The organism is Streptomyces sp. NBC_00513, from assembly GCF_041431415.1.
In the GTDB taxonomy this organism is placed as follows: Bacteria; Actinomycetota; Actinomycetes; order Streptomycetales; family Streptomycetaceae; genus Streptomyces.
Genome location: NZ_CP107845.1, coordinates 8,093,673 through 8,117,076 on the forward strand (window position 1 = coordinate 8,093,673; position 23,404 = coordinate 8,117,076).

At 68.6% G+C, this 23,404-nt stretch carries 22 protein-coding genes; 14 read left to right on the forward strand and 8 right to left on the reverse strand.

All coding sequences use genetic code 11. The features are described from left to right. The first annotated feature begins 192 nt into the window (after positions 1–192). Positions 193–5,676, forward strand: a complete 5,484-nt coding sequence (locus OHA84_RS36195) for an Ig-like domain repeat protein (RefSeq protein WP_266967288.1) — start codon at positions 193–195, stop codon at positions 5,674–5,676. Positions 5,677–6,927: 1,251 nt separating this feature from the next. Next, on the forward strand, positions 6,928–7,119 hold the full coding sequence (locus tag OHA84_RS36200; RefSeq protein WP_266967286.1) for a hypothetical protein: 192 nt from the start codon (positions 6,928–6,930) through the stop codon (positions 7,117–7,119). A gap of 407 nt (positions 7,120–7,526) precedes the next feature. On the opposite strand, the gene OHA84_RS36205 is transcribed toward OHA84_RS36200, so the two are convergent. The 4 genes from OHA84_RS36205 to OHA84_RS36220 form a co-directional block, all read right to left on the reverse strand. Continuing rightward, entirely contained in the window at positions 7,527–7,880 is a 354-nt protein-coding gene (locus tag OHA84_RS36205; protein ID WP_266967284.1) for an STAS domain-containing protein, read from the reverse strand. Beyond that, a complete protein-coding gene (locus OHA84_RS36210) occupies positions 7,877–9,187 on the reverse strand; it encodes a PP2C family protein-serine/threonine phosphatase (RefSeq protein ID WP_266973789.1) in 1,311 nt (436 codons plus the stop codon). The genes OHA84_RS36205 and OHA84_RS36210 overlap by 4 nt, the downstream gene beginning before the upstream one ends. After that, on the reverse strand, positions 9,187–9,990 hold the full coding sequence (locus OHA84_RS36215) for an alpha/beta fold hydrolase (RefSeq protein ID WP_266967282.1): 804 nt from the start codon (positions 9,988–9,990) through the stop codon (positions 9,187–9,189). Before OHA84_RS36215 ends, OHA84_RS36210 begins: the two co-directional genes overlap by 1 nt. A 319-nt stretch (positions 9,991–10,309) precedes the next feature. Then, entirely contained in the window at positions 10,310–10,747 is a 438-nt protein-coding gene (locus tag OHA84_RS36220; protein WP_266967280.1) for a hypothetical protein, read from the reverse strand. A gap of 1,279 nt (positions 10,748–12,026) precedes the next feature. On the opposite strand from OHA84_RS36220, the gene OHA84_RS36225 reads away from it, so the two are divergent. The 4 genes from OHA84_RS36225 (at position 12,027) to OHA84_RS36240 (ending at position 14,510) form a co-directional block, all read left to right on the forward strand. Further along, the gene (locus tag OHA84_RS36225) at positions 12,027–12,365 is read left to right on the forward strand and encodes a helix-turn-helix domain-containing protein (protein WP_266967278.1); all 339 of its coding nucleotides are present in this window, start codon (positions 12,027–12,029) and stop codon (positions 12,363–12,365) included. Between the two features lie 15 nt (positions 12,366–12,380). Further along, positions 12,381–12,830 (forward strand): STAS domain-containing protein, encoded by a 450-nt coding sequence (locus OHA84_RS36230; protein ID WP_371591563.1) that lies wholly within the window; start codon positions 12,381–12,383, stop codon positions 12,828–12,830. 218 nt (positions 12,831–13,048) lie between these two features. Further along, positions 13,049–13,210: a hypothetical protein gene (locus OHA84_RS36235; protein ID WP_053676175.1), complete on the forward strand. Its 162-nt coding sequence runs from the start codon at positions 13,049–13,051 to the stop codon at positions 13,208–13,210. A gap of 391 nt (positions 13,211–13,601) precedes the next feature. Next, the gene (locus OHA84_RS36240; RefSeq protein ID WP_266967274.1) at positions 13,602–14,510 is read left to right on the forward strand and encodes a SigB/SigF/SigG family RNA polymerase sigma factor; all 909 of its coding nucleotides are present in this window, start codon (positions 13,602–13,604) and stop codon (positions 14,508–14,510) included. A gap of 173 nt (positions 14,511–14,683) precedes the next feature. Here OHA84_RS36240 and OHA84_RS36245 read toward each other — a convergent pair whose 3' ends face one another. Next, the gene (locus OHA84_RS36245; protein WP_266967272.1) at positions 14,684–14,902 is read right to left on the reverse strand and encodes a hypothetical protein; all 219 of its coding nucleotides are present in this window, start codon (positions 14,900–14,902) and stop codon (positions 14,684–14,686) included. Between the two features lie 167 nt (positions 14,903–15,069). Here OHA84_RS36245 and OHA84_RS36250 point away from each other — a divergent pair, with 167 nt between their 5' ends. After that, positions 15,070–15,270, forward strand: coding sequence for a hypothetical protein (locus OHA84_RS36250; RefSeq protein WP_371591564.1), 201 nt, complete (start codon positions 15,070–15,072; stop codon positions 15,268–15,270). Positions 15,271–15,484: 214 nt separating this feature from the next. Here the strand turns inward: OHA84_RS36250 and OHA84_RS36255 are convergent, their stop codons facing one another. Continuing rightward, positions 15,485–15,874 (reverse strand): ATP-binding protein, encoded by a 390-nt coding sequence (locus tag OHA84_RS36255; protein ID WP_266967270.1) that lies wholly within the window; start codon positions 15,872–15,874, stop codon positions 15,485–15,487. 883 nt (positions 15,875–16,757) lie between these two features. On the opposite strand from OHA84_RS36255, the gene OHA84_RS36260 reads away from it, so the two are divergent. Both OHA84_RS36260 and OHA84_RS36265 read left to right on the forward strand, forming a co-directional pair. Further along, complete coding sequence (locus OHA84_RS36260; protein WP_266967269.1) at positions 16,758–17,096, forward strand: MerR family transcriptional regulator; 339 nt, start codon at positions 16,758–16,760, stop codon at positions 17,094–17,096. 134 nt (positions 17,097–17,230) lie between these two features. Further along, positions 17,231–17,563 (forward strand): STAS domain-containing protein, encoded by a 333-nt coding sequence (locus tag OHA84_RS36265; RefSeq protein ID WP_266967267.1) that lies wholly within the window; start codon positions 17,231–17,233, stop codon positions 17,561–17,563. Positions 17,564–17,654: 91 nt separating this feature from the next. On the opposite strand, the gene OHA84_RS36270 is transcribed toward OHA84_RS36265, so the two are convergent. Continuing rightward, positions 17,655–17,966, reverse strand: a complete 312-nt coding sequence (locus tag OHA84_RS36270; RefSeq protein WP_266967265.1) for an STAS domain-containing protein — start codon at positions 17,964–17,966, stop codon at positions 17,655–17,657. Positions 17,967–18,297: 331 nt separating this feature from the next. Next, the gene (locus tag OHA84_RS36275; protein WP_266967263.1) at positions 18,298–18,858 is read right to left on the reverse strand and encodes a hypothetical protein; all 561 of its coding nucleotides are present in this window, start codon (positions 18,856–18,858) and stop codon (positions 18,298–18,300) included. 327 nt (positions 18,859–19,185) lie between these two features. Between OHA84_RS36275 and OHA84_RS36280 the strand changes: the two genes are divergently transcribed. The 5 genes from OHA84_RS36280 (at position 19,186) to OHA84_RS36300 (ending at position 23,365) form a co-directional block, all read left to right on the forward strand. Beyond that, positions 19,186–19,905, forward strand: a complete 720-nt coding sequence (locus OHA84_RS36280) for a hemolysin III family protein (RefSeq protein ID WP_266973785.1) — start codon at positions 19,186–19,188, stop codon at positions 19,903–19,905. 619 nt (positions 19,906–20,524) lie between these two features. Next, entirely contained in the window at positions 20,525–20,728 is a 204-nt protein-coding gene (locus OHA84_RS36285; protein WP_266967262.1) for a cold-shock protein, read from the forward strand. 311 nt (positions 20,729–21,039) lie between these two features. Continuing rightward, positions 21,040–22,554, forward strand: coding sequence for a DEAD/DEAH box helicase (locus tag OHA84_RS36290; RefSeq protein ID WP_266967260.1), 1,515 nt, complete (start codon positions 21,040–21,042; stop codon positions 22,552–22,554). A gap of 45 nt (positions 22,555–22,599) precedes the next feature. After that, positions 22,600–23,004 carry a CBS domain-containing protein gene (locus OHA84_RS36295; protein WP_266973783.1) on the forward strand — a complete coding sequence of 135 codons (405 nt, stop codon included), beginning with the start codon at positions 22,600–22,602 and terminating at the stop codon, positions 23,002–23,004. 46 nt (positions 23,005–23,050) lie between these two features. Beyond that, positions 23,051–23,365 carry an SCO5918 family protein gene (locus OHA84_RS36300; RefSeq protein WP_266967258.1) on the forward strand — a complete coding sequence of 105 codons (315 nt, stop codon included), beginning with the start codon at positions 23,051–23,053 and terminating at the stop codon, positions 23,363–23,365. The last annotated feature ends 39 nt before the right edge of the window (positions 23,366–23,404 follow it).

The window sequence follows — 23,404 nt, forward strand, 5'->3', positions numbered from 1 at the left end:
ATCTAGCCCAGGGCCTCACTCGGAATGCCTACTGCTGATATCAGCAGGTGATGTGCCCCGACTCCGCGTGGACGAGGGCTCTTTCCGGAACACTGCACCAGCTCTTTCGCATACGTTCCGCGCTCCGTCCCACGCCGCACGGGCGAAGGCACATCACCTGCTTTCGTGGGTCATCCGAAAGGGAGCCATACCATGGCCAGCTCGATCACCACCGTGACCTCGGCACCGGATCCATCCGTCTTCGGCCAGGCGGTCACCTTCACCGCCACCGTCCAGCCGGAACTCGCCGGCGGCCCCACCCTGACCGGCAGCGTCGAGTTCGTCGTCGACGGCGTGCCTGTGACAACTGCGCCGCTCGACATGAGCGGCCAGGCACAGTACGTGACCAGCGATCTGGAGGTCGGCCTCCACGGGGTGGAGGCCAACTACTCGGGCGACGTCGAGTATGACCCGTCCACGGGTGCGGACACCCAGGAGGTCACCCTCTCGAACACCACCACTACGCTGGCCTTCGATCCCGAACCCTCCGTCTGCGGTGAGACGGTGACCGTCACCGCCCAGGTGACCCCCGTTCCACCAGGCTCGGGAACCCCCACCGGGCTGGTGTCCTTCATCGTCAGCGACGACGGTCCGGTGCTGACCGCGCCCGTGGACGTGAATGGGCAGGCGCAGGTCACCTTCAGCAACCTGGATGTCGGCTTCCACCAGGCAGCCGCCTTCTACACCGGCGACGCGGACTTCGACGGGTCGAACTCCCCCCTGACGCTGCACGTGGTCAACCAAGCACCCGTCTCGGTCGAGGTATCGGTGGACCCCGACCCGTCGGTGTGCGGTGAGACGGTGACGCTCTGTGTCACCGTGGCGCCGGTCTCCTCGGGCGTCGGCAACCCGTCGGGCTCGGTGACCTTCACCGGTCCCGGCGGGCTCAACGAGACGGTGTCGCTGGATGCGGGCGGCATGGCGTGCGTCACCACGACCGTGCTGGAGACCGGCACGGTCACCGTCACCTACGGCGGCGACGAGTGTTACGCAAGCGCGACCGGTACCTTCGACGTGACGGTCAATCAGGCGTCGAGCACGGTGTCCGTGTCGGTGGACCCCAACCCGTCGGTGTGCGGCGAGACCGTGACGGTGTGCGCCACGGTCACGGCGGTGGCGCCCGGCAGTGGCATCCCCACGGGAACCGTCACCTTCACGGGCCCCGGTGGACTGAACGAGACCGTGACCCTGGATGCGGGCGGCATGGCGTGCGTCACCACAACCACGCTGGAGACCGGCACGGTCACCGTCACCTACAGCGGGGACACGTGTTTCACCGGTTCGACCGGGACCTTCGACGTGACGGTCAATCAGGCGTCGAGCACGGTGTCGGTGACGGTGGACCCCAACCCGTCGGTGTGCGGCGAGACCGTGACGGTGTGCGCCACCGTCACCGCGGTGGCACCCGGCAGTGGCATCCCCACCGGTACCGTCACCTTCAGCGGCCCCGGCGGACTCAACGAGACCGTGACCCTGGATGCGGGCGGCATGGCGTGCGTCACCACAACCACGCTGGAGACCGGCACGGTCACCGTCACCTACAGCGGCGACGAGTGTTTCACCGGTTCGACCGGGACCTTCGACGTGACGGTCAACCAGGCGTCGAGCACGGTGTCCGTGTCGGTCGACCCCAATCCGTCGGTGTGCGGCGAGACCGTGACCGTCTGCGCCACCGTCACCGCGGTGGCACCCGGCAGTGGCATCCCCACCGGTACCGTCACCTTCACCGGGGCCGGTCTGAACACCACGGTGCCACTGGACGCGGGCGGCACGGCATGCCTGACCACCACCATGCTGGAGACCGGCACGGTCACGGCTGTCTACAACGGCGACGGATGCTTCTCCTCATCGACCGGCACCGCGCCAGTGACGGTCAACCAGGCGTCGAGCACGGTGTCGGTGACCGTCGACCCCACCCCCTCGGTGTGCGGCGAGACGGTGACCGTCTGCGCTACGGTCACTGCGGTGGCGCCCGGCAGTGGCATCCCCTCCGGGACCGTCACCTTCACGGGCCCCGGTGGACTGAACGAGACGGTGTCACTGGATACGGGCGGTATGGCGTGCGTCACCACGACCGTGCTGGAGACCGGCACGGTCACCGTCACCTACAGCGGCGACGGATGTCTCTCCTCATCGACCGGCACCGTGGATGTGGCGGTCAACCCGGCAACTAGCGCGGTGTCGGTGTCGGTGGACCCCAACCCGTCGGTGTGCGGCGAGACCGTGACGGTGTGCGCCACGGTCACGGCGGTGGCGCCCGGTAGCGGTACCCCCTCCGGGACCGTCACCTTCACGGGCCCCGGTGGACTGAACGAGACGGTGTCGCTGGATGCGGGCGGTATGGCGTGCGTCACCACGACCGTGCTGGAGACCGGCACGGTCACCGTCACCTACAGCGGGAACACCTGCTTCCTGCCGTCGACGGGCTCGCTGGACGTGACGGTCAACCAGGCGTCGAGCACGGTGTCGGTGACGGTCGACCCCAATCCGTCGGTGTGTGGCGAGACGGTGACTGTCTGCGCCACGGTCACGGCGGTGGCGCCCGGCAGTGGCATCCCCTCCGGGACCGTCACCTTCACGGGCCCCGGCGGACTGAACGAGACGGTGTCGCTGGATGCGGGCGGCACAGCATGCGTCACCACGACCGTGCTGGAGACCGGCACGGTCACCGTCACCTACAGCGGGAACACCTGCTTCCTGCCGTCGACGGGCTCGCTGGACGTGACGGTCAACCAGGCGTCGAGCACGGTGTCGGTGACGGTCGACCCCACCCCCTCGGTGTGCGGCGAGACGGTGACTGTCTGCGCCACCGTCACCGCGGTGGCGCCCGGCAGCGGTACCCCCTCCGGGACCGTCACCTTCACGGGCCCCGGCGGACTGAACGTGACACTCACGCTGGACGCGGGCGGCACGGCATGCCTGACCACCAGCAGCCTCACCAACGGCACGTACTCGGCCACCTACAACGGCGACTCCTGCTTCGCGGGCTCGGACGGCCCCTTCGGGGTGACGGTCAATCAGGCGTCGAGCACGGTGTCGGTGACGGTGGACCCCAACCCGTCGGTGTGCGGTGAGGCCGTGACGGTGTGCGCCACCGTCACCGCGGTGGCACCCGGCAGCGGCATTCCCTCCGGGACCGTCACCTTCACCGGCCCCGGCGGACTGAACACCACGGCGCCACTGAACGCCGGCGGCACAGCATGCGTCACCACGACCGTGCTGGAGACCGGCACGGTCACCGTCACGTACAGCGGGAACACGTGTTTCACCGGTTCGACCGGGACCTTCGACGTGACGGTCAATCAGGCGGCCAGTACCACCTCCGTGTCGGTGGACCCCAACCCGTCGGTGTGCGGCGAGACCGTGACCGTCTGCGCCACGGTCACCGCGGTGGCACCCGGCAGTGGCATCCCCACGGGAACCGTCACCTTCACGGGCCCCGGCGGACTGAACGAGACCGTGCCCCTGGACACAGGCGGCACGGCATGCGTCACCACCATGCTGGAGACCGGCACGGTCACGGCCGTCTACAACGGCGACGGATGCTTCTCCTCATCGACCGGCACCGCGCCAGTGACGGTCAACCAGGCGTCGAGCACGGTGTCGGTGACGGTCGACCCCAATCCGTCGGTGTGCGGCGAGACGGTGACTGTCTGCGCCACCGTCACCGCGGTGGCGCCCGGCAGCGGCATCCCCTCCGGGACCGTCACCTTCACGGGCCCCGGCGGACTGAACGAGACGGTGTCGCTGGACGCGGGCGGCACGGCATGCCTGACCACCACCATGCTGGAGACCGGCGCCGTCACGGCCGTCTACAACGGCGACGGATGCTTCTCCTCATCGACCGGCACCGCGCCAGTGACGGTCAACCAGGCGTCGAGCACGGTGTCGGTGACCGTCGATCCCAATCCGTCGGTGTGCGGCGAGACCGTGACTGTCTGCGCCACGGTCACGGCGGTGGCGCCCGGTAGCGGTACCCCCTCCGGGACCGTCACCTTCACGGGCCCCGGCGGACTGAACGTGACACTCACGCTGGACGCGGGCGGCACGGCATGCCTGACCACCAGCAGCCTCACCAGCGGCACGTACTCGGCCACCTACAACGGCGACTCCTGCTTCGCGGGCTCGGACGGTCCCTTCGAGGTGACCGTTACCCAGGCGGCCAGCACCACCACCGTGTCGGTGAGCCCCAACCCCTCGGTGTGCGGCCAGACCGTGACTGTCTGCGCCACGGTCACCGCGGTGGCGCCCGGCGGCGGCATCCCCACGGGTACCGTCACCTTCACCGGGGCCGGTCTGAACACCACGGTGCCACTGAACGCCAGCGGCACCGCATGCGTCACCACCAGCAACCTCACCATCGGCACGGTCACGGCCGTCTACAACGGCAACGGATGCCTCTCCTCATCGACCGGCACCGCGCCGGTGACCGTTACCCAGGCGGCCAGCACCACCACCGTGTCGGTGAGCCCCAACCCCTCGGTGTGCGGCCAGACCGTGACCGTCTGCGCCACGGTCACCGCGGTGGCGCCCGGCGGCGGCATCCCCACGGGTACCGTCACCTTCACCGGGGCCGGACTGAACACCACGGTGCCACTGAACGCCAGCGGCACCGCATGCGTCACCACCAACAGCCTCACCATCGGCACGGTCACGGCCGTCTACAACGGCAACGGATGCCTCTCCTCATCGACCGGCACCGCGCCGGTGACCGTCACCCAGGCGGCCAGCACCACCACCGTGTCGGTGAGCCCCAACCCCTCGGTGTGCGGCCAGACCGTGACCGTCTGCGCCACGGTCACCGCGGTGGCACCCGGCAGCGGCATCCCCTCCGGGACCGTCACCTTCACGGGCCCCGGCGGACTGAACACCACGGTGCCACTGAACGCCAGCGGCACAACATGCGTCACCACCAACAACCTCGCCAACGGCACGGTCACGGCCGTCTACAACGGCAACGGATGCTTCAAGCCATCGCAGGGCACGTCGGGCGTGACCGTGAACAACGCCCAGACCACGACCGCGCTCACCATCACCCCCAACCCCGCGGTCTGCGGCCGGCCGGTGACGTTCTGCGCCACAGTCACGACCAACGCGCCGGGCAGCGGCACTCCCACCGGGACGGTCACGTTCACCGGCCCCGGCGGCTTCAGCCAGACCGTGGCGATCAACGCGAGCGGCACGGCCTGCGTCACCACCACCGCGGGCACCAGCGGCACGGTGACCGCCGTCTACAACGGAGGACCCTGCCACAGTCCCTCCGCCGCTCCGGCAAACCTGACCGTGAACCCGACTCCCACGACGCTGACGGCGGCCCCGGCACAGATCCGCCTGCGGACGAACGGCACATTCGTCATCCCGTCGATGAGCGCAACGCTCAAGGTCACCTCCAGCGCCGCTCCGCTCGCGGGACAACTGGTCACTTTCAAGGCGAACACACCGCTCGGGCCCATCACCCTCGGAACCGCGCTCACCAACGCCAGCGGGGTGGCGACACTGGCACCGCCGACGCTGCCGGTTCCCAGCACCATGATCACGGCGACGAGCTACACCGCGTCCTTCGCGGGGACGAGCTGCTACGCCTCGTCCTCCGTGACGGCACCGCTGACACTCGTCCTCCTCCCGCTCCTTCCCTGACCGAATGCCGGTCACCGCTCCGGGAGCCACGGGCCGGGGCGAGGCCGGCTGACCGGGGCGGCGGCTACCGCCCCGGTCAGCCGGCGACCGTGAAGACACACGTGGTGCTTGGAGATGGGCCGGGGCGGCGCCGACGAGTGACTCGGCGTCGCCCCGGCCCGCTGCGCGGGCCGCCCTTCGCCCGGCGCACCGAATTCGACGCCGGTCCCGCCGTTGGTTCTCACGCCCTTCGGCGCACGGTGGCCGAGCAAGCCGACGACAACCGAACGAGCCGTCCAGCGACCGCCATCCGAGCCGGCCTCGTCGCCTCACAAGGGATCCCGGCACACCTGACGGTGCATCAGGACGGACGTCATCTGAGCGTTTGGAACTCCATGCGCCCGCCGGCAGCGGCGCCATCGAGCCGATTCCGGCCTCAACGCAAACCCGCGGGCTGGAGCGTCTTCGGCAGGGCAGCGCGACACACAGACCGCAAATCCGCAGGTCAGGCATTGTCACGGATCGGCTCCAGGATCGCGCATCCGAAGCCGCCAGAACCGGCTCAAGCTGCCGCGCACCGACGGAGCCCGCAATCATCCCGCACAGGTAGCGGCAGAGCGTCAAAATGCCGCGACGTGATACGCGATCACCACCAGCCGCCGGAACGGGCGCAACAGGTTCCGGCCCACCAGGTTCGACACCCCACCTACGTCCTGGACGCTCCCCCCGAAGCTGCGCCGGGTCCAAGAAGAGGGGCTTGGCCTGGACACATGTTGCCTGCAGAGCACCCCTCGGATGACGGGGCGATTTACATATGGGCTGAGACCGGCCGGCCCGGCTTCCATCGTCCGGCCCGTGGCGTGACGATTCGCCAAGTCTGCGCGCCGGTGCACCCGGACGGGGCCGAAATCCGCCCACACCGCCGAACCCTGATCCCGCCGGAACCATGACCGACGCGCACTGGGCCCCCCGAGCTCCGTACAGCGCTGATCGCGGCGAGCACACTCCCGTCCACGCTCACCGCCGCCGACGCTGCCCGTCGGCTCCCCCCGCCTCCGCACCGAATCCTCAGATGGCTACGGAACGCAATCCACCCTGGAGCCAGCCATGACGCTCTCGGGGCAACAGTGGCCCACCTCGCTATGGTCGACTCCTGAGCCTGACCCTCAACCCGCCCCACAAGGCGGACCTGAGGCTTGTCCCGTAAATGCTCGAACACGCTTCCGACTTCGCCCGCCCTCCGCCTGAGCGACACGCACGGTGGTGTTTTCGGTGGCGACGTCGTCGGCGGTGTCGGCGGCGGATCCTGAGGTGGCCGAGAAGTCGGCGGTCCTGATGGCGTACGGGGCGTGTACGGCGGCCGAGGAGCGTTCGTACGCGACGGCGAGGGTCGACCCGGAGTTGGCAAAGTACGCGACGGACGAGGCGCTGGCGGACATTCAGGCGACGGTGTTCTGGCGCTAGCAGGGCAAGTCCACGATGCAGGGCACTGTCCGGCGCGCCCCGAAGGTCACCACCCTGGACGCCGCGTCCAAGCCTCTGAAGGCCTCCGTGACGGACTGCGCGGACTCCTCGGGGCAACGGGAGGTGGAGACGGCCACCGGCCGAGGGGGAGGCCGAGGAGGTTTCCGTCGGCGGCGCCGGTGCCGGTGGTGGTGGCGCCGGCGGCGTGGGAAGCGGTGTTGATGTCTCCTGCTGCCGCTGCCACCTGCTGCCGGAACCCGACGCAGGGGGACAGGCCACGACCACAGACTCACCCGCTGCCGTACGGACAAAGAAGTCCGGCACAAAGCGGTGAATCCGGCTCCGCTCACGCCACTCCAGACGAGCCGTCCACGCCGAAACGCAGGATCGGGGTCGGTTCGTGTGCCTCAGGATGCTGCGGAGCTGGGGTGGGTGGCGGTTGAGGCGTCGGGGTGGAAGGTGAAGACCTGGTCCAGGCCGACGATGCTCAGGATGCGGGAGGTGTTGTCGGGGACCGCGGCCAGGGCAAGATCGGCGTTTTGTTGGATGGTCAGGTTGCGGGCGGCCAGCAGGGTGGTGATGCCGCTGGAGTCGCAGTAGTCGAGACCGGTCAGGTCCAGGATCAGTAGTTGCCCGGCGGTCAGGGGCAGGCCGTCGAGTGCTGTGCGGAGTTCGGGTGCCGTGGCGTAGTCGAGGTCACCGGTGATTTCCAGTACGGGGCCGGTGGCGGCGGCTCGGGTGATGATCGTCAGTGAGTTCATGTCCGGTCTTCACTCGCCAGGGCCGACAGGGGAGCGGGAAACGGGGCGGGCACGCCGAGGGCGAGCAGGGCGGTGTCGTCGTCGAGTCCGTCTCCGAAGCCGGCGAGGAGTCCGGTCAGGGCGGCGATCAGCGCTTGCGGCCCAGCAGACGGTTGGGCGGTGGTGAAGGCGAGGAGGGCGTCCTCGCCGTACAGCTCACGAGAGGGCCCGACGCGGGCCTCGGTGAGGCCGTCGGTGTAGAGCAGCAGGGTGTCGCCGGGGGACAGGCGGGTGCGGGCGGGGGTGAACTGCGCCCAGGGGAGGATGCCGATGAGCATTCCGCCGGGGGTGTGCAGGTAGTTGGCGGTGCCGTCGGCGCGTTGGATCAGTGCGGAGGGGTGTCCGCCGGAGGCCAGGTGCACGTCGACGTGGTCGTCGTCCGGTTTCAGGACGCCGAAGATGGCGGTGCAGTAGCGGGGGTCGCCGCCGCTGTACCGCTCGTGGACCACGGTGTTCAAGGTCGCCAGCACGGTGACGGGATCAGGATCGTGCATGGCGGCGGCGCGCAGGGTGTAGCGGGTCAGGGAGGTGACCGCGGCGGCTTGGGGGCCTTTGCCGCATACGTCGCCGAGGAAGAACGCCCATCGGCCGGCATTCAGGGGAAACAGGTCGTAGAAGTCTCCGCCGAGCAGGTCCGGGGAGGCCGTGTGATAGTACGAGCCGGCCTCCAGGCCCGGAATTGCGGGGAGCGCGGCGGGAAGCAGGTTCTGCTGGAGGACGGCCAAGGCCTCCTGGAGGCGTTCGCGGTCGGCCTCGGCTTGCCTGCGTGCGTCCTCCGCCTCGCGGCGCGCTTCCTCGGCCGCCTGGCGGCCGCGCAGCAGTTCCCTCTCGTAGGAGCGCCGGTCTCGGGCGTCGAAGACGGTGGTGCGAATCAGCAACGGCTCGCCGTCATTGCTGGTCTTCACCTTCGAGGTGACCAGCACGGGCATCCGCTGCTTGCCGGAGGCCTTGATGTCCAGGGCGATGCCGCTGATCTCGCCTTTCATCTGCAGCATTGGGGCGAAGTGCGTCTCGTGGTAGAGCTTGCCGCCCACGGTGAGCAGGTCGGTGAACCGCATCCGACCCACCACCGCCGAGCGTTCCAGGCCCAGCCACTCCAATAGTGTGGCGTTGATCTTCGCGATGGTGCCGTCCATCAGGGTCGACAGGTACCCGCACGGAGCCTGCTCGTACAGCTCCTCGGCACTGTCTTCCAGCAGCGAGGTGAAGGCCGCGTCCGTGGCGTCCACGTCGTGCTCCCCGTCCGATTCCTCGTCGGTGGTGCACATCATCGGGCGGCTCCGACGAAGTCGCTGATCGCGCTTGCAGTGGCCTGCGGCGCGCTCAACTGGGGGCAGTGCCCCGTTGCCGCCAGCGTGACCAGCCGGCTGCCGGGAATCGCGTCGTGAACGTAGGCGCCGACCTCACGAGGGGCGATGACGTCCTGCTCGCATTCCAGGACCAGAGTCGGCACCGTGACTGTCTTCAGGTCCTCGCGGCTGTCGGAGAGGAACGTCGTACGGGCGAAGACCCGCGCCATGTCCGGATCGGTCGCGCAGAACGACGTCGTCAGCTCCTGGCCGAGTTCCGGGCGGTCCGCGTTGCCCATGATCACCGGCGCCATCGCCGCCGACCACCCCAGATAATTCGACTCCAACGACTCCAGCAGCTCGTCGATGTCGTCGGCGTCGAACCCGCCCCGGTATCCGTCCTCGTCGATGTAGCGGGGCGAGGGAGCGACCATCACCAGACGAGAGAACCGTTCCGGCGCGTTCGCGGCAGCGAGGACCCCGACCATGGCACTGACCGAATGCCCCACGAAGGTCACGTTCCTCAGGTCCAGCTCCTCGCAGACCTCCAGCACATCCCGCGCGTAGCCCTCCAGTGAGCTGTAGCGCTGTTCGTCCCAGGCCGAGGGGTCCGAGTGGCCGGAGCCCACGTAGTCGAAGAGGACCAGCCGGTAGTTCTCGGCCAGCGCGGGGGCGACCAGGCGCCACATGTTCTGGTCACAGCCGAACCCGTGCGCCAACAGGAGCACCGGCCCGTCCGCGCGGCCCGTGACGGTGACGTTGTTTCTGCGGCGGATATCCATAACCGCCAGTTTCCCATCACCCCGATCATCTCGGACAAGGGCCCACCGATGGGAGGACGCCACCACATTGAGCGGAGAGCCTGGCGGACCGTGAGGGATGCCGGGGCTGTGTCGGGCCGATGTACTGCGTTTGAGGGGTGAACTCGTCCAAGCTCGGCCCCACCCAGCACGCTCCATGTCGGCGCGGGTGGGAGTCTGGCCGAAGACCGCCGACGAGAGCTTCGACAAGGTGGCCGCCTACCGCCACCGAGTCTGGTCCGACACTGTGTCCCCTACACCGCCCTGGCCGAGGCGGCGCGGGACGGGCGGGCGCCGGGGCTCAGTCGGTTTCGATACCGCGCGCGGCGAAGATCTCTGCCGCGTCTGGCACGGCCAGGACGCCGTCTTCGACGAAGGTGACCTCCCGCAGGTTGGGCAGCAGTGCGAGGTCGTCGAGCGACCGAACGTCGAACAGATCGTCCTCGCCGTCCCAGGCGGGGGCGCAGTGCCGGAAGACTTCGGCGCCGGCGTCGAAGCACAGTTCCTCGACGCGGGCGAGCAGCTCGTCCGGGATCAGCAGGGCCTCGAAATGGGCCCGGGACTCCGGCAGTACCTCCGCGTGCAGGCCATTGTCCAGGACGTAGGACGCGGGGTCGCCGATTCCCCTCTCGGCCAGCCGCGCGGGCAGGTCATAGAGGGGGAGGAGCGGCTCGTCGGGGCCGTACATGAGCTCCTCGATGACGAGCAGCTTGAGGTTGAAGTCGCGGAACTGGCTCATGGCACATGAGTACCACGGAGGTACGACACGGGTCCGCCGGGCCCGGCCCCCCCTGCCGGGCCCGGCCCTGCTCAAGCCCTGCTGACCACCCCGAGCGCGATCCTGTGTCCGGGGCGGGGGGCCGGCCGGGGCTGTGCGCCCGGCGAGGGACGTTGCCGCGGTGAAGCAGCGCCGCCGGACGCTTGAGGCCGCCGCCATCGAGATGGCCGCCGGGCTCCGGGCCGGCGTCCGGGAACGAACCGCCGCCCTCGCTGCAGCCCGCCCGGCGACGGCCGTTCCGCCGCACGCCCAGCCCTGTCCAGGCCGCGCCGGGCCCATGTTCCTGTGACGAGGTATCCGCCCGTGCGGTGCGCGAACCTGCCGGGAGACCCCGGCTCTGCGGACCCTGACCTGCGGCTCGGTCGCCGCGTCACCTCGGGCTGTCCTCCTGCGTCGACGTGTCGGCCGAGTCGAGTGCCTGTGTGCCTTCGCATCCGATTACCTCGTCGTCCACCACGTGAAAATCTATGCCAGCTGGAGTAGACATCGGTCGGTGATCTGGTTATGGTTTCTCTCGTAGCCCAGAGAGAGCGAAGGGCCTGGCAGAGACGAACTGCCGGGCAGCAGTACAGGTAAGTGCAGTTCAGTAGTGCGGTGCGGTGATGGAGTGTCGAAGCCAGAGCGGTTGCGGGACGGCGACGGGACTGATCACCGGACCGGGTGGCCCGCGGTCATCAGGGGCCACCAGGCAGTACCAGCAGTTCGCGGTACCCAGCAGTGAAGTCAGTGAGTGGTACCTCGGTGAAGGCGTCGGCTGCGGGCGCGCGCATCGGGAGGTTCGGCAGTGGGGTTCCAAGCCAGAGCGGACGCAGGATGGGCGACGGGGCTGGCTGCCGAAAGTGTGGCGCTCGGTCAGGCCACGAGCAGTACACGCAGTGCGCAGTATCAGCAGTATCGAGTGGAGCAGTACCAGCAGTTCAGCAGTGTGTAGTCCCCATTTGGTAAGTAGTTGATCACGAGGGATGAACGGAGGAGCCGAACGCCATCAGGATCGCCCGGGTGGAGTGTTGAGCCCGGGTACCGCAGGACATCGTGAAGTGAGGTGGTCTCCGGTCAAGCAACCGCGATCCCCGCACCCCCGACAGAGCTCAGGTCGGGCAGGCGGAAACAGAAGGCCGGCGCAGTAACAGGGCCGGCAGATGGTGTAGCAGTTCCTTCGGGGCCCGGGTGCCACACGGCGCCCGGGCCCCTCCACACGTCCAGAGCCTGATTTCCTTCACCTGTTTCGCAGTGAGGTGCGATGACAGCAGACGATTCGTTCGGCCGTCTCGATGACGACGACTACCCCGCCTACACGATGGGCCGGGCCGCCGAGATGCTCGGCACCACCCAAGGTTTCCTTCGCGCGATCGGCGAGCACGGCCTGATCACCCCGCTCCGCTCCGCGGGCGGGCACCGCCGCTACTCCCGCTACCAGCTGCGGATCGCGGCCCGTGCCCGCGAGCTCGTCGACCAGGGCACGCCGATCGAGGCGGCCTGCCGCATCGTCGTCCTTGAAGACCAGCTCGAAGAAGCCCGGCGCATCAACGCCGACCCCGGCCGCAGCGCCGAAGCGGCGAATCCACCGGCCGCGGCCTGAGGAGGAGTGGAGAAGATGCCTCCTGGAACAGCCCGCCCGCAGGAGCCGGGCATGATCCCCGCTCCTCGGCGGGCCCCCCGCCCCAACACCCCCACGGTGGTCCTCGCCGGCCGTTACGGCCTCCTGCGACTGGCCGGTGAACTCGACCTGGAAACCGGGTCCGCCATCCGCGACGCGGTCCGCAAATGCCTCGACAACCGCCCCGCCCTCCTGCGCATCGACATCAGTGGCGTGTCCTTCTGCGACTGCTCCGGGATCGCCGCCCTGCTGTGGGCGAAGGCCGAAGCGGGCCGGGCCGGAACCGGCTTCCACCTGAGCGGGCCCGCCCGGCCCGTCGTCGCCCGCGTCATGGACGCCACCGGCACAGCAGCCGACCTCGGCCTGCTGCCACAACCCGCCGAGCAAAGCGGCGGCCGGCGAAGGATCCGCGCGCCACGAACCCCGACACCCTCCGCCGGTCCCTGACCGAAACGGGCCTGGCGTCGGCCCCGGCGGACAACCGCAGGTCGGCATCAGCGCGATCGCCGGCTTCCCCAACAGGGCAACCGCGGCGGCCGCGCCGGCCTGACCGGCCCCGTGGAGTGGGCAGTCGCGGATGCCCGTCTGCGCGGATAAGAAACAGATAAGTTTGCGTGCATGGGGAGCGTGGCGTCGGGCAGGCGGTGCTGCGGAGGTTGATATCTATGGTTCCCCTGCTTCTTGTTCTTCTGCTCGCTCTGATCCTGTTCGGTGCCGGTTTCGCGGTGAAGATCCTTTGGTGGGTCGCGATCGCGGTGCTGGTGCTCTGGCTGGTCGGTTTCGTCGCCCGCCCGAAGGGCGGGAGTGGTCGCTGGTACCGCTGGTAGCCGGCCGCCAACAGCGCGGTCCCGGCAAAGTTCATGACGGTGGCCCACCCCACGAAGGGGTGGGCCACCGTCATGTCTCGTTGTTCTGCTTCGATCCTGTCCCGTGGTGGACGCGAATGGGGCGGTAAGGGGTGGAAGCGGATGCCGGGGGTATTCGCAGGGTCAGCCGGGGCGTCCGTCGTGACGTAGCAGGGGACCTGCTCGCCTCCAACGATCGACGGCCGCCCCGGTGCGCGCCATCCGACCATCCGAAACCAGAGGCGCGGCCACGGCCCCGCGCGGTACCGGCATGGACGCAATCACGGTCGAAAAATGTTGGATCCGCCACGCATGGCCGAGTTCGGGGGCACGTGTCGCGCGAACGTCGTACGTCCAGGGGAGGACCGGGTCCATGTCTCAGACCGCCACGATCACCAACACCACCAGCGTGGTGGCGACCTCGCCGGACGCCACACCCGGAAGCGATCAGTCCACACACGATCTTCCCCGGATTGACGACGCCCGTCAGGTGGCGCCCGCCGACGCCCGGGAGCTCTCGCGCCTCTTCCTGGTCCGGCTGCGCTCGCTGGAGGAAGGGACCCGGGAGTACCAGTACGCCCGGAACACGCTGATCGAGATGAACATCTTGCTGGTGCAATTCGCCGCCCGGCGCTTCCGCGGCCGTACCGGGGATGGCGGCATCGACATCGACGACATCGTCCAGGTGGGCACGATCGGGTTGATCAAGGCCATCGACCGCTTCGACCCCGACCGCGAGGTCGAGTTCACCACCCTCGCCCTTCCTTACATCACCGGCGAGATCAAGCGCTTCTTCCGCGACACCACCTGGGCCGTCCACGTCCCGCGCCGCCTCCAGGAACTGCGCACCGAACTCGCCAAGAGCCAGGAAGCACTGACCGAGATCTTCGGCCGCGCCCCGACCGTGAAGGAACTGGCCGAACACCTCGAACTCAGCGAGGACGACGTCATCGAGGGCCTGGTCGCGGCCAACGGGTACACCAGCGCCTCCATCGACGCTACGACGAGCACCAGGCAGCGCACCTCCGGCGACACGGGTCGCTCCCTCGCCGAGACGGTCGGCGACGTCGACCCGGACATGGAGCTCTTCGAGGACTTCCACACCCTCGCCCCCCTCCTGAAGACACTCGGCGAACGCGATCGACGGATCCTGAACATGCGCTTCGCGCGGGAGATGACCCAGGCCGAGATCGGCGCCGAACTCGGTATCTCACAGATGCAGGTCTCCCGCCTCCTCACTCGCACCCTGACCCGACTGCGCGCCGGAATGCTTGCCGCGTAGCCACCTGCTCGGCTGAAGGGGCGGGGACCTGACAAGAGTGCGGGTCGCACCCGCGGCGGTTGGTCTGGCGCTGTCTGCTCGGCCGTGACCGGCGCCCGCAACCGGACCGGAAACTCCGAATCCGTCCGCACCGCGGGCCCGCTTGCCGGTCCGACGACACCCGTGCCGGCAGGTCATGGGGTCGCCGGGTGCGGTTCCTCCAGGACTTCGGCGACTCGGCGGGCCATCCTCGCGATGTGCGGGGGCAGGTGGTCGTCGAGGGCGTCGATGTCGTCGCACAGGCGGGCCTTCAGCCCGTGCACAACCGCTTTGGTGAACAGCTTTTGCGGTTCGTCCTGCGGGTACTGGGCCTGTTCCGCCTGTCTCTGGCCTCTGCTGTGGCGCATCATCATGCTGGGTTCCTCGGAGCCGGCGGGGGCCGGTCGGCCCAGCAGACCGGCCAGTTGGGCCCGGCCGGTGTCCCGGGCCCCAGGCTGGGTTGCACTGTTGGCTGAGTTGCAGGAAGCCGTCCAGCTTGTCCTTGGCCATGTCGGTGTCTTGGCAGTACGCGGCGATCAGCATGGCGGCCGTGTTCATGTGCCTGACCATCGGGTTGTCCGTCGCCTCGTGGGTGACGTCGATGAAGGTTGAGCCGGCGGGGGTGGACAGGGCTGATCGGTGGGGGATCTTCATCGGGACGTGGCCGGCGACCCGGTTCGGCTTGGGCGCGGCCTTGGCGCAGTACGAACGCGCCGACGAACTGTTCGCAGACGACGCGTGAGCCGGCGTCCGGCGTGGCGCGGTCCCGGGCAGGACAACCCGGGACCGCGCTCAACGGGCCCGCGCCTCGGGCTGCTGAGCAAACCCGTGCCCAGGATGCCGGCAGCCGCACCCCGTCTTCTGCCCGTGGGCAGTACCCGCCCCTGTTGGGCGTCGGGGGGTGGCATTGCCCTCAGTGGCCTGCGCGACGTGGTGGCCTGCGCGACGCGACGGGTCTAGCGGGGGAGGAGGGCGCGGACGGTCTTGCCGCCTTCGGGCTTGGGCGTGACGACGGTGGCGTAGGCGAGGTCGTTGACCATGTGCCAGCCGAATCCGCCGGTGCCGTGGACGAGGTCGGGGGTCCGCAGGCGCGGCATTTGCGGGCTGGAGTCGTCGACGGCGACCTCGATCGTGCCGGGGTGGGCTGCTAGGCGGAGCGCGTGAGTGCCACCGCCGTGGCGCAGGGCGTTGGTGACGAGCTCGGAGACGACCAGGACCACGGAGTCGGCGTGCTCCGGACCGACGGCCGGCACCAGGGTGTTCAGGAACGTCCGGGCGGTGTGACGTGCCTCGGCGACGGCGGACAGGGGTTCAAGGGCTGTGCGCTCGGTGCTCGTCGTGGTCATCTCGCGCTCCGGTCTCTGTGTTCGTGTCCAGCCGTGCCTGCCGGGCCGTTTGTGCCCCAAGCCGCCACTCTTCAATCCTGGTGGGCTCCGAATATCTACCTCATCAGCCAGGCGGAAATCTATGCCAGCCGGAGTAGACATCGCGCGGCGGTGTGGTTATGGTTTCTCTCGTAGCCAGAGAGGCCGCGAGGCCTGGCAGAGACGAACTGCCGGGCAGCAGTAGCGCAGTACAGGTGATTGCAGTACAGCAGGACGGTGCGGTGATGGAGTGTCGAAGCCAGGGTGGTTGCAGGACGGCGACGGGGCTGATCATCGGACCGGGTGGCCCGCGGTCATCAGGGGCCACCACAGGCAGTACAAGCAGTTGACCCAGTGGTGCAGTACCCGCAGTAAGTGCAGTTCGCAGTATCAGCAGTGAAGTCGGTGAGTAGCACCTCGGTGAAGGTGTCGGCTGCGGGCGCGCGCATCGGGAGGTTCGGCAGTGGGGTTCCAAGCCAGAGCGGATGCAGGATGGGCGACGGGGCTGGCTGCCGAAAGTGTGGCGCTTGGTCAGGCCACAAGCAGTTCGCAGTATCAGGCAGTTCCCGCAGGTAGGTAGTTGATCATCCGAGGGATGAACGGAGGGATTGGTCATCATCGGGATCGCCCGGACGCCACGCGAGTCCGGGTACCGCAGGACATCGATAGTGAGGTGGTCTCCGGTCGAGCAACCGCGATCCCCGCACCACCCGTCCCCTTCCAGGCGGGCGTGCGGATGAGGCCGGCGCAGTTCCAGGGCCGGTAGATGGTGTAGCAGTTCCTTCGGGGCCCTGGTGCGGTAAGCACCAGGGCCCCTCCCCGTAACCCGCTCCCTGTTCCTTCACCTGTTTCGCAGTGAGGTGCGATGACAGCAGACGATTCGTTCGGCCGTCTCGACGACGACAACTATCCCGCCTACACGATGGGCCGGGCCGCCGCCATGCTCGGCACCACCCAAGGCTTCCTCCGCGCCATCGGAGACGCCCACCTCATCACACCGCTCCGTTCCGCCGGCGGGCACCGCCGCTACTCCCGCCACCAGCTCCGCATCGCGGCCCGCGCCCGGGAGCTCGTCGACCAGGGAACCCCGATCGAGGCGGCCTGCCGCATCGTCATCCTCGAAGACCAACTACGCGAAGCCCAACGCCTCAACGCCGAGCATGGGCACGCCACCGCGGCCGCGAATGCCGGGGCCGCGGCCTGAAAGGACACTTCCTCGGCCACCGCCAACACGACTGCCAAACCTCAATGGGGCCGACGTGGACGATTGAACTCCCACGTCGGCACATCCCATCCGGCAATGACCGGCATGGGCATTGTGTGATCAAGGAAAGACCTGTGGAACAAGAAGTACTGGTACTGCCGGACGCGGACGACGGCGTGCGGGTGATCGTATGCGTCGGAGAGTTCGACCAGGACACCCTGGAAGCCTTCCGGCAGGCCGGCAACCCGGCCGTCGCGGATCCTTCCGTCCGGCGGATCGTGTTGGATGTCAGCCGGCTCACCTTTGCCGACTCCTCGATGCTCAACGAGATGCTGCGCCTGCTGCGCTCCGGCCGCCTGGTCCTGGCCGGCCCGATTCCTCCCAGCCTGCGGCGCGTCTTCGAACTCACCGGGTCCGGCCCACTGTTCCCGACCGCCGTCAGCGTGGAAGCGGCCCGCACCTTGTAGGGCGACACGACAGGTCGAGCGGACCGTCGACTGTCCACAGGGCGCTCTCCACCCGCGAACGTACAAGGGGCATCGAGCGGGCGGGTGCGGGTCAGACGGCCGGTGGCGGGTCGAGGGTGAAGAGGGGGAGGGCGCCGGTGCGGTGGAGGAGTTTGACGAGTTGGGGGTTGGGTGCCCGCAGTCGGAGGGTGCGGCCGTGGGAGAGGGCGGCGAGTTGGGCGTTCAGGAGGATGTTCAGGCCGGTCGAGTCACAAAACATGAGCTCGCTGACGTCGACCGTGATCTCCGCGGGGTTGTCGGGATCGGTGACCGCACGCCGCAGGGCAGCGTCGAGCTCGGCGGCGCGCCCGGTGTCCAGGTCCAGTTCGCCGCGGACGCGAACCAGGTCCGGTCGGAAATCCACGGGGGCAGGTCCTTGTGGCGGTTGGTCGTGGACGGTCATGGTTTCCCCGCAGCTGGTGTTCCTGCGCCGACGGTATCGGGCTCGGACCGTGTCCGAGCCCGTCACCGGCTCAACCCGGGGAGCCCCCCGCCTTGGCGCTGCCGCCACGGCGAAAGCCGGTGTCTCGCCGCGATCGATGGACCCTTCGACCTCGGAGCACGGTTCCGGCCCATCGGGGAGTGTGCAACATCAGAGACGAGCCGGGGCGGGGGCGGCGAGGCGGGAGAAGGCGCCCGTTCAGTGCGGGAGGCTGAGGAAGCGGTTGTATCGCGTCGGTGAGGTACCTGGTTGCTCAGGCCTTCGTCCACGCGTCGATGAAGGCCTCGCGCCTGGACGGATCGGCGGTTTTGTGGTCCGCGTGCAGCACACGCCAGGCGGTGAGTTCGAGGTCGCGGAGCCACAGTTCGCCGATGACCTGTGTCTTGAGGTCGGGGAGGTGGTCGGACTCGGCCAGTGCCTGACCGATGACCTCTGCGGCCGCGATGCGCTGGGGCGGGGTCATCTCGTTGACAGCCGAGAGGATCTGTCCGGCCAGACCGGTGCCTTCTCCGGCCAGTGAACTCAGGACCCAGGTCTTGATGTTGGCGGGCAGCAGGTAGAGGGAGCCCGAGGACCTCCACAAGTCCGACCAGAAGGGTTCTCCGGCCTGCGTGGGAGCGGGAAGCGCTGCCAGGAGTCCGAGGAGGTGTGCGGTGGCCGCGTATCCGTCGCAGTGGGCCGATGCGACGACGGCGATGTCGGCGATCCGCTCGATGTCGATTCGGCCCGCTTCGAGGCGCGGGTCCAGCCCCAGGCGCTGCTCCAGTTGCTGGGATACGGGGACGGATGCGTGGGAGTAGAACTCGGGAAGCATCGGCGATCCTTGAAAGTAGGAGAGCGGAGAGGCCCGTTCGGGGTCCCTGATCGTTCCCACGGCCCGTCGAATTGCACGACTTTCACGGCACCGGTTGATGGCAAAGCGTCAAGTGCCACCGTGGGCGGCGGAACCACCCGGGTTCGGCGACGCCGACCGAGGATGCGAAGTGGACCTCTGAGAAGGGTGCCGCTCGCGGGCTCCTAGCATGAACACATGGTTGCCAATGATGCCCAGCGGTTCTGGTCAGGAGGGGAAGCGGTGTCCCGAGACGACGCCGAAGCCGGCAGGTTTCCTCATGCGCCCACGGTCGACGAACGCCAACCCATGGGCGTTCCCGTCGGATCGCACCGGCCGGAGACCGTTGAAGACTCTCACCCGGTCGCCGACCTGGTCGCGCGGGCGACCGACCTGGTGGAGCCGATCAAACCGAAGCTGCGAGGCTGGCTTCACGCCGGTATGGTTCCCGCATCGTTGGCGGCGGGAATCGTCCTGATCTGCCTGACGAGGACGGCGCAGGCCACCCTGGCGTGCACCGTGTACGCCGTGACCGCCTGGCTGCTGTTCGGGACGAGCGCCGTCTACCACCTCGGCACATGGGGAGCACTCGGCGAGGCCATTCTGCGGCGCCTCGATCACGCCAACATCTTCCTGATCATCGCCGGCACCTGCACGCCCCTCGCCGTGCTCCTGCTCTCCGCCGATCAGCGATCCGTCCTGCTGTGGATCGTGTGGACGGGCGCCCTGGCCGGCATCGCCTTCCGTGTCCTGTGGGTCGGAGCTCCCCGCTGGCTCTACACCCCCTGCTACCTGGCGCTGGGCTGGGCACCGGTGCGCTACCTGCCGGACTTCCTGCACAACGGCGGAGCGGCCACACTGTCCCTGATCGTGGCCGGTGGGCTTCTCTACAGCGCGGGCGCTGTTGTCTACGCCCTCCAGCGCCCTGACCCCTCGCCCCGCTGGTTCGGTTTCCACGAGGTCTTCCACGCTCTGACCGTGGCTGCCTTCACCGCGCATTTCATCGCCATCGTTCTTGCCGCCTCCTGACCCCGACGGCGTGACGCGCTCTCGCCGCCCAGGCGGGCGGCGATCCCACGAGAGGCCTGGTTGGTCCTCTCCCGAAGGGCCGGCATCCGCCTGCGCGGGGATCGCCTTGGGGATGCGACCAGCTGTCGGTCTCCCCGGCTCGTGCCCCGCGCGCCGACCGGGGTTCAAGGGGGAGGCGGCGCCGGTGCGATGCGGGTAGCGGCACCACCTACATCCCCCACATTTCCCACGTGTGGCGCTCGCAACAATGCAACGCACCGCCGCCGGTGGTCAAAACGCGCCCGCCCCTGGTGAAACCCCCCTTGCTGTCGAACGTTGCACCCGGGGTGAATCAATATCTGATCCGGCCGTCTAAGAGTTCGACGAGCCCTACAGGCAGAATTTTTATTGCAAAAGACGTGATAGGAAATATGGGACGTACGCAACCGGCAGCAGCGTGCTACTGTCGATCTCGGTTGCAGTTTTGGTACCCAAAAACTTCAAGCGCACTCAGTCGGCCACAGCGTCGAACTATCTGCTGCGCTTTGTATTTCCGGTCATTTTCCGGACGGGGCATCATCGCGGCGACACGGTGCCCGCAAGGGCGGACACCTCTGTACTGCCCCAAAGGAGATATGACATGGCATCTGGCACTGTGAAGTGGTTCAACGCGGCCAAGGGTTTCGGCTTCATCGAGCAGGACGGTGGCGGCGAGGACGTCTTCGCCCACTTCTCGAACATCGCCGCTCAGGGCTTCCGTGAACTGCTGGAAGGCCAGAAGGTCACCTTCGACATCGCGCAGGGTCAAAAGGGATCGACGGCCGAGAACATCGTTCCGGCCTGACGTTGACGCGCATCCTGTAGCTGGGTCCCGCATCCCTCGGGGTGCGGGACCCAGCTACACCCATTCCCCGCAGTGCGTCCACCTGCGGGAAAGGCATTTCAAGGACGCTGCCACTTGAATGCTGCGCCGTAATTGATTTATCTGGTCAGTGCGTCCGTGTGACGCCACCCTCATTCCAGCGCCCGTGCTCATATCGCTTTCAGTGGGCCGGATTCGTTTTCATATTCTGCTCGGCACGTTCTTGTGATTCCCTGCGCCGCTCTTTCGCTGCGGGAGTTCCTTGATTGGTGCCGCATCAAGGAAGGTTCTGAATGAACCCCACACGTACGAACGAGCGCTCTTCTCGCACCCGCAGCCGTTCCGGCGGCCCCGCTTTCGGCACGGGCGCCGGTTCAGCACGGAGCAGCCGCTTCGGCTCCTCGGCCCCGAGCCGTTCCGCGGGTGCGAGCCGCTCGGGCGGCTACGGCCGCCGGCCCGCCTCGGTCCAGGGCGAGTTCGCCCTGCCGAAGACGATCACCCCGGCGCTTCCCGCCATCGAGGCGTTCGCGGATCTCGACATGCCCGGGGCGCTGCTGACCGCCCTCGGCACGCAGGGCGTGAGCGTGCCCTTTCCGATCCAGGGCGCCACCTTGCCCAACACCCTCGCGGGCCGTGACGTCCTGGGCCGCGGCCGTACCGGTTCCGGCAAGACCCTGGCCTTCGGCCTGGCCCTGCTGGCCCGCACCGCCGGACAGCGCGCCGAACCCCACCAGCCGCTCGCCCTCATCCTGGTCCCCACCCGCGAGCTGGCCCAACAGGTCACCGACGCCCTCACCCCGTACGCCCGCTCCGTCAGGCTGCGTCTGGCCACCGTCGTCGGCGGCATGTCGATCGGCAGGCAGGCCGGCGCGCTGCGCGCAGGTGCCGAGGTCATCGTGGCCACGCCCGGCAGGTTGAAGGACCTCATCGACCGCGGTGACTGCCGGCTGAACCAGGTGGCGATCACCGTCCTCGACGAGGCCGACCAGATGGCCGACATGGGCTTCATGCCCCAGGTCACCGCCCTCCTGGACCAGGTACGCCCCGAAGGCCAGCGGATGCTGTTCTCCGCCACCTTGGACCGCAACGTCGACCTGCTGGTCCGCCGCTACCTGACCGACCCGGTCGTCCACTCGGTGGACCCCTCGGCCGGCGCGGTGACCACGATGGAACACCACGTCCTGCACGTACACGGCGCCGACAAGCAGCGGATGACGACGGAGATCGCGGCACGCGAGGGCCGGGTGATGATGTTCCTCGACACCAAGCACGCCGTCGACCGCCTGACCGAGCACCTCCTCAACAGCGGTGTACGAGCCGCCGCGCTGCACGGCGGCAAGTCCCAGCCCCAGCGCACCCGCACCCTCGACCAGTTCAAGACCGGCCACGTCACCGTGCTGGTCGCCACCAACGTGGCCGCGCGCGGCATCCACGTCGACAACCTCGACCTCGTCGTGAACATCGACCCGCCGACCGACCACAAGGACTACCTCCACCGCGGCGGCCGCACCGCCCGCGCGGGCGAGTCCGGCAGCGTCGTCACCCTCGTCACCCCCAACCAGCGCCGCGACATGACCCGGCTGATGAGCGCCGCGGGCATCACCCCGCAGTCCACCCAGGTCCGCTCCGGCGAGGAAGCCCTGCACCGCATCACCGGCGCGCAGGCCCCCTCCGGCATCCCGGTCACCATCACCGCGCCGGTCTCCGAGCGGCCCAGGCGCAGCGCGACCTCCCGCGGTCGGCGTCGGCCCGTTTCGGCTGCCCGGCGCGTGAGCGCTGGACAGTCCGCCTTCGACGCGGCGGCCTGAGAACCAGTGATCCGGAAACTGACCCACCTCTGCAGGAGGCACATGTTGACGCTGGTTCGGATGCAGCCCCGCTCGGCGAACGCCGACCTTGTACAGCGCACGGTGGACGACGCGATGGAGGCGGCCGGCCCGCAGGTCTGTGACGACATGACGGTCGAGGTGGCGCTGGCCGTGATGGCCGGCGCCCACGCGGGACATCTGCTCGTCTGCGACGAGGACGGCCTGTGCACCGGGTTGGTCACCCGGGCCCAACTCGCCGCCGTCCGCGACACCACGGCCTACACGGACCAGGTCCGTCTGCGAGCCGTCCTCGGCGACCGCGGGCCGTTCGCCTTGCCCACGACCACGATGGCCGAGGCCGACCACGCGATGCGCTATCGCAGGCTCGATGCCCTGCCCGTCGTCGACGAGCAGGGCAGCGCGCTGGGCGTCCTCGCCCTTGCCCGCTGACCCGCCTCACCGCGGCACAACCGTCCCCTTCTCCCTGTGAGGCATCATGCGCTGCGTCATCGCCCGCTTCCCGTTCGACCTGACCAAGAGCGGTGTCCTGGAGTCGATGAAGGGCGTCAAGCCCGAAGAAGTCACCGGCGAATCCGTGATCATCGGCCGCCGCACTTACCCCCTCAAGCAGGTCGGTCAGGTCATCACCCGCCAGGACCGCCGGGACTTCAGCGCCGGCGAAGTCCTTCGCGCCATGACCCAGCTCGGCTTCACCTGCCGCGGCCTTCCCCTCGCCGCCGCCGTGCCCACACGTGTCCTCAGCCCGTTCCGGCAGGCTTCCGCGATGCTCGGCAGCCCGGTGACCGCCTGACGAAGGCCGGCCCGAGCCGACACCCGAACAACGACAAGG

Excerpts from the sequence above, each read along its gene's own strand:
- OHA84_RS36195 (WP_266967288.1), top strand. The coding sequence starts at position 193 with ATGGCCAGCTCGATCACCACCGTGACCTCGGCACCGGATCCATCCGTC.
- OHA84_RS36205 (WP_266967284.1), bottom strand. The coding sequence starts at position 7,880 with ATGAACTCACTGACGATCATCACCCGAGCCGCCGCCACCGGCCCCGTA.
- OHA84_RS36210 (WP_266973789.1), bottom strand. The coding sequence starts at position 9,187 with ATGTGCACCACCGACGAGGAATCGGACGGGGAGCACGACGTGGACGCC.
- OHA84_RS36215 (WP_266967282.1), bottom strand. The coding sequence starts at position 9,990 with ATGGATATCCGCCGCAGAAACAACGTCACCGTCACGGGCCGCGCGGAC.
- OHA84_RS36220 (WP_266967280.1), bottom strand. The coding sequence starts at position 10,747 with ATGAGCCAGTTCCGCGACTTCAACCTCAAGCTGCTCGTCATCGAGGAG.
- OHA84_RS36225 (WP_266967278.1), top strand. The coding sequence starts at position 12,027 with ATGACAGCAGACGATTCGTTCGGCCGTCTCGATGACGACGACTACCCC.
- OHA84_RS36230 (WP_371591563.1), top strand. The coding sequence starts at position 12,381 with ATGCCTCCTGGAACAGCCCGCCCGCAGGAGCCGGGCATGATCCCCGCT.
- OHA84_RS36235 (WP_053676175.1), top strand. The coding sequence starts at position 13,049 with ATGGTTCCCCTGCTTCTTGTTCTTCTGCTCGCTCTGATCCTGTTCGGT.
- OHA84_RS36240 (WP_266967274.1), top strand. The coding sequence starts at position 13,602 with ATGTCTCAGACCGCCACGATCACCAACACCACCAGCGTGGTGGCGACC.
- OHA84_RS36245 (WP_266967272.1), bottom strand. The coding sequence starts at position 14,902 with ATGATGATGCGCCACAGCAGAGGCCAGAGACAGGCGGAACAGGCCCAG.
- OHA84_RS36250 (WP_371591564.1), top strand. The coding sequence starts at position 15,070 with ATGGCGGCCGTGTTCATGTGCCTGACCATCGGGTTGTCCGTCGCCTCG.
- OHA84_RS36255 (WP_266967270.1), bottom strand. The coding sequence starts at position 15,874 with ATGACCACGACGAGCACCGAGCGCACAGCCCTTGAACCCCTGTCCGCC.
- OHA84_RS36260 (WP_266967269.1), top strand. The coding sequence starts at position 16,758 with ATGACAGCAGACGATTCGTTCGGCCGTCTCGACGACGACAACTATCCC.
- OHA84_RS36275 (WP_266967263.1), bottom strand. The coding sequence starts at position 18,858 with ATGCTTCCCGAGTTCTACTCCCACGCATCCGTCCCCGTATCCCAGCAA.
- OHA84_RS36280 (WP_266973785.1), top strand. The coding sequence starts at position 19,186 with ATGGGCGTTCCCGTCGGATCGCACCGGCCGGAGACCGTTGAAGACTCT.
- OHA84_RS36285 (WP_266967262.1), top strand. The coding sequence starts at position 20,525 with ATGGCATCTGGCACTGTGAAGTGGTTCAACGCGGCCAAGGGTTTCGGC.
- OHA84_RS36290 (WP_266967260.1), top strand. The coding sequence starts at position 21,040 with ATGAACCCCACACGTACGAACGAGCGCTCTTCTCGCACCCGCAGCCGT.
- OHA84_RS36300 (WP_266967258.1), top strand. The coding sequence starts at position 23,051 with ATGCGCTGCGTCATCGCCCGCTTCCCGTTCGACCTGACCAAGAGCGGT.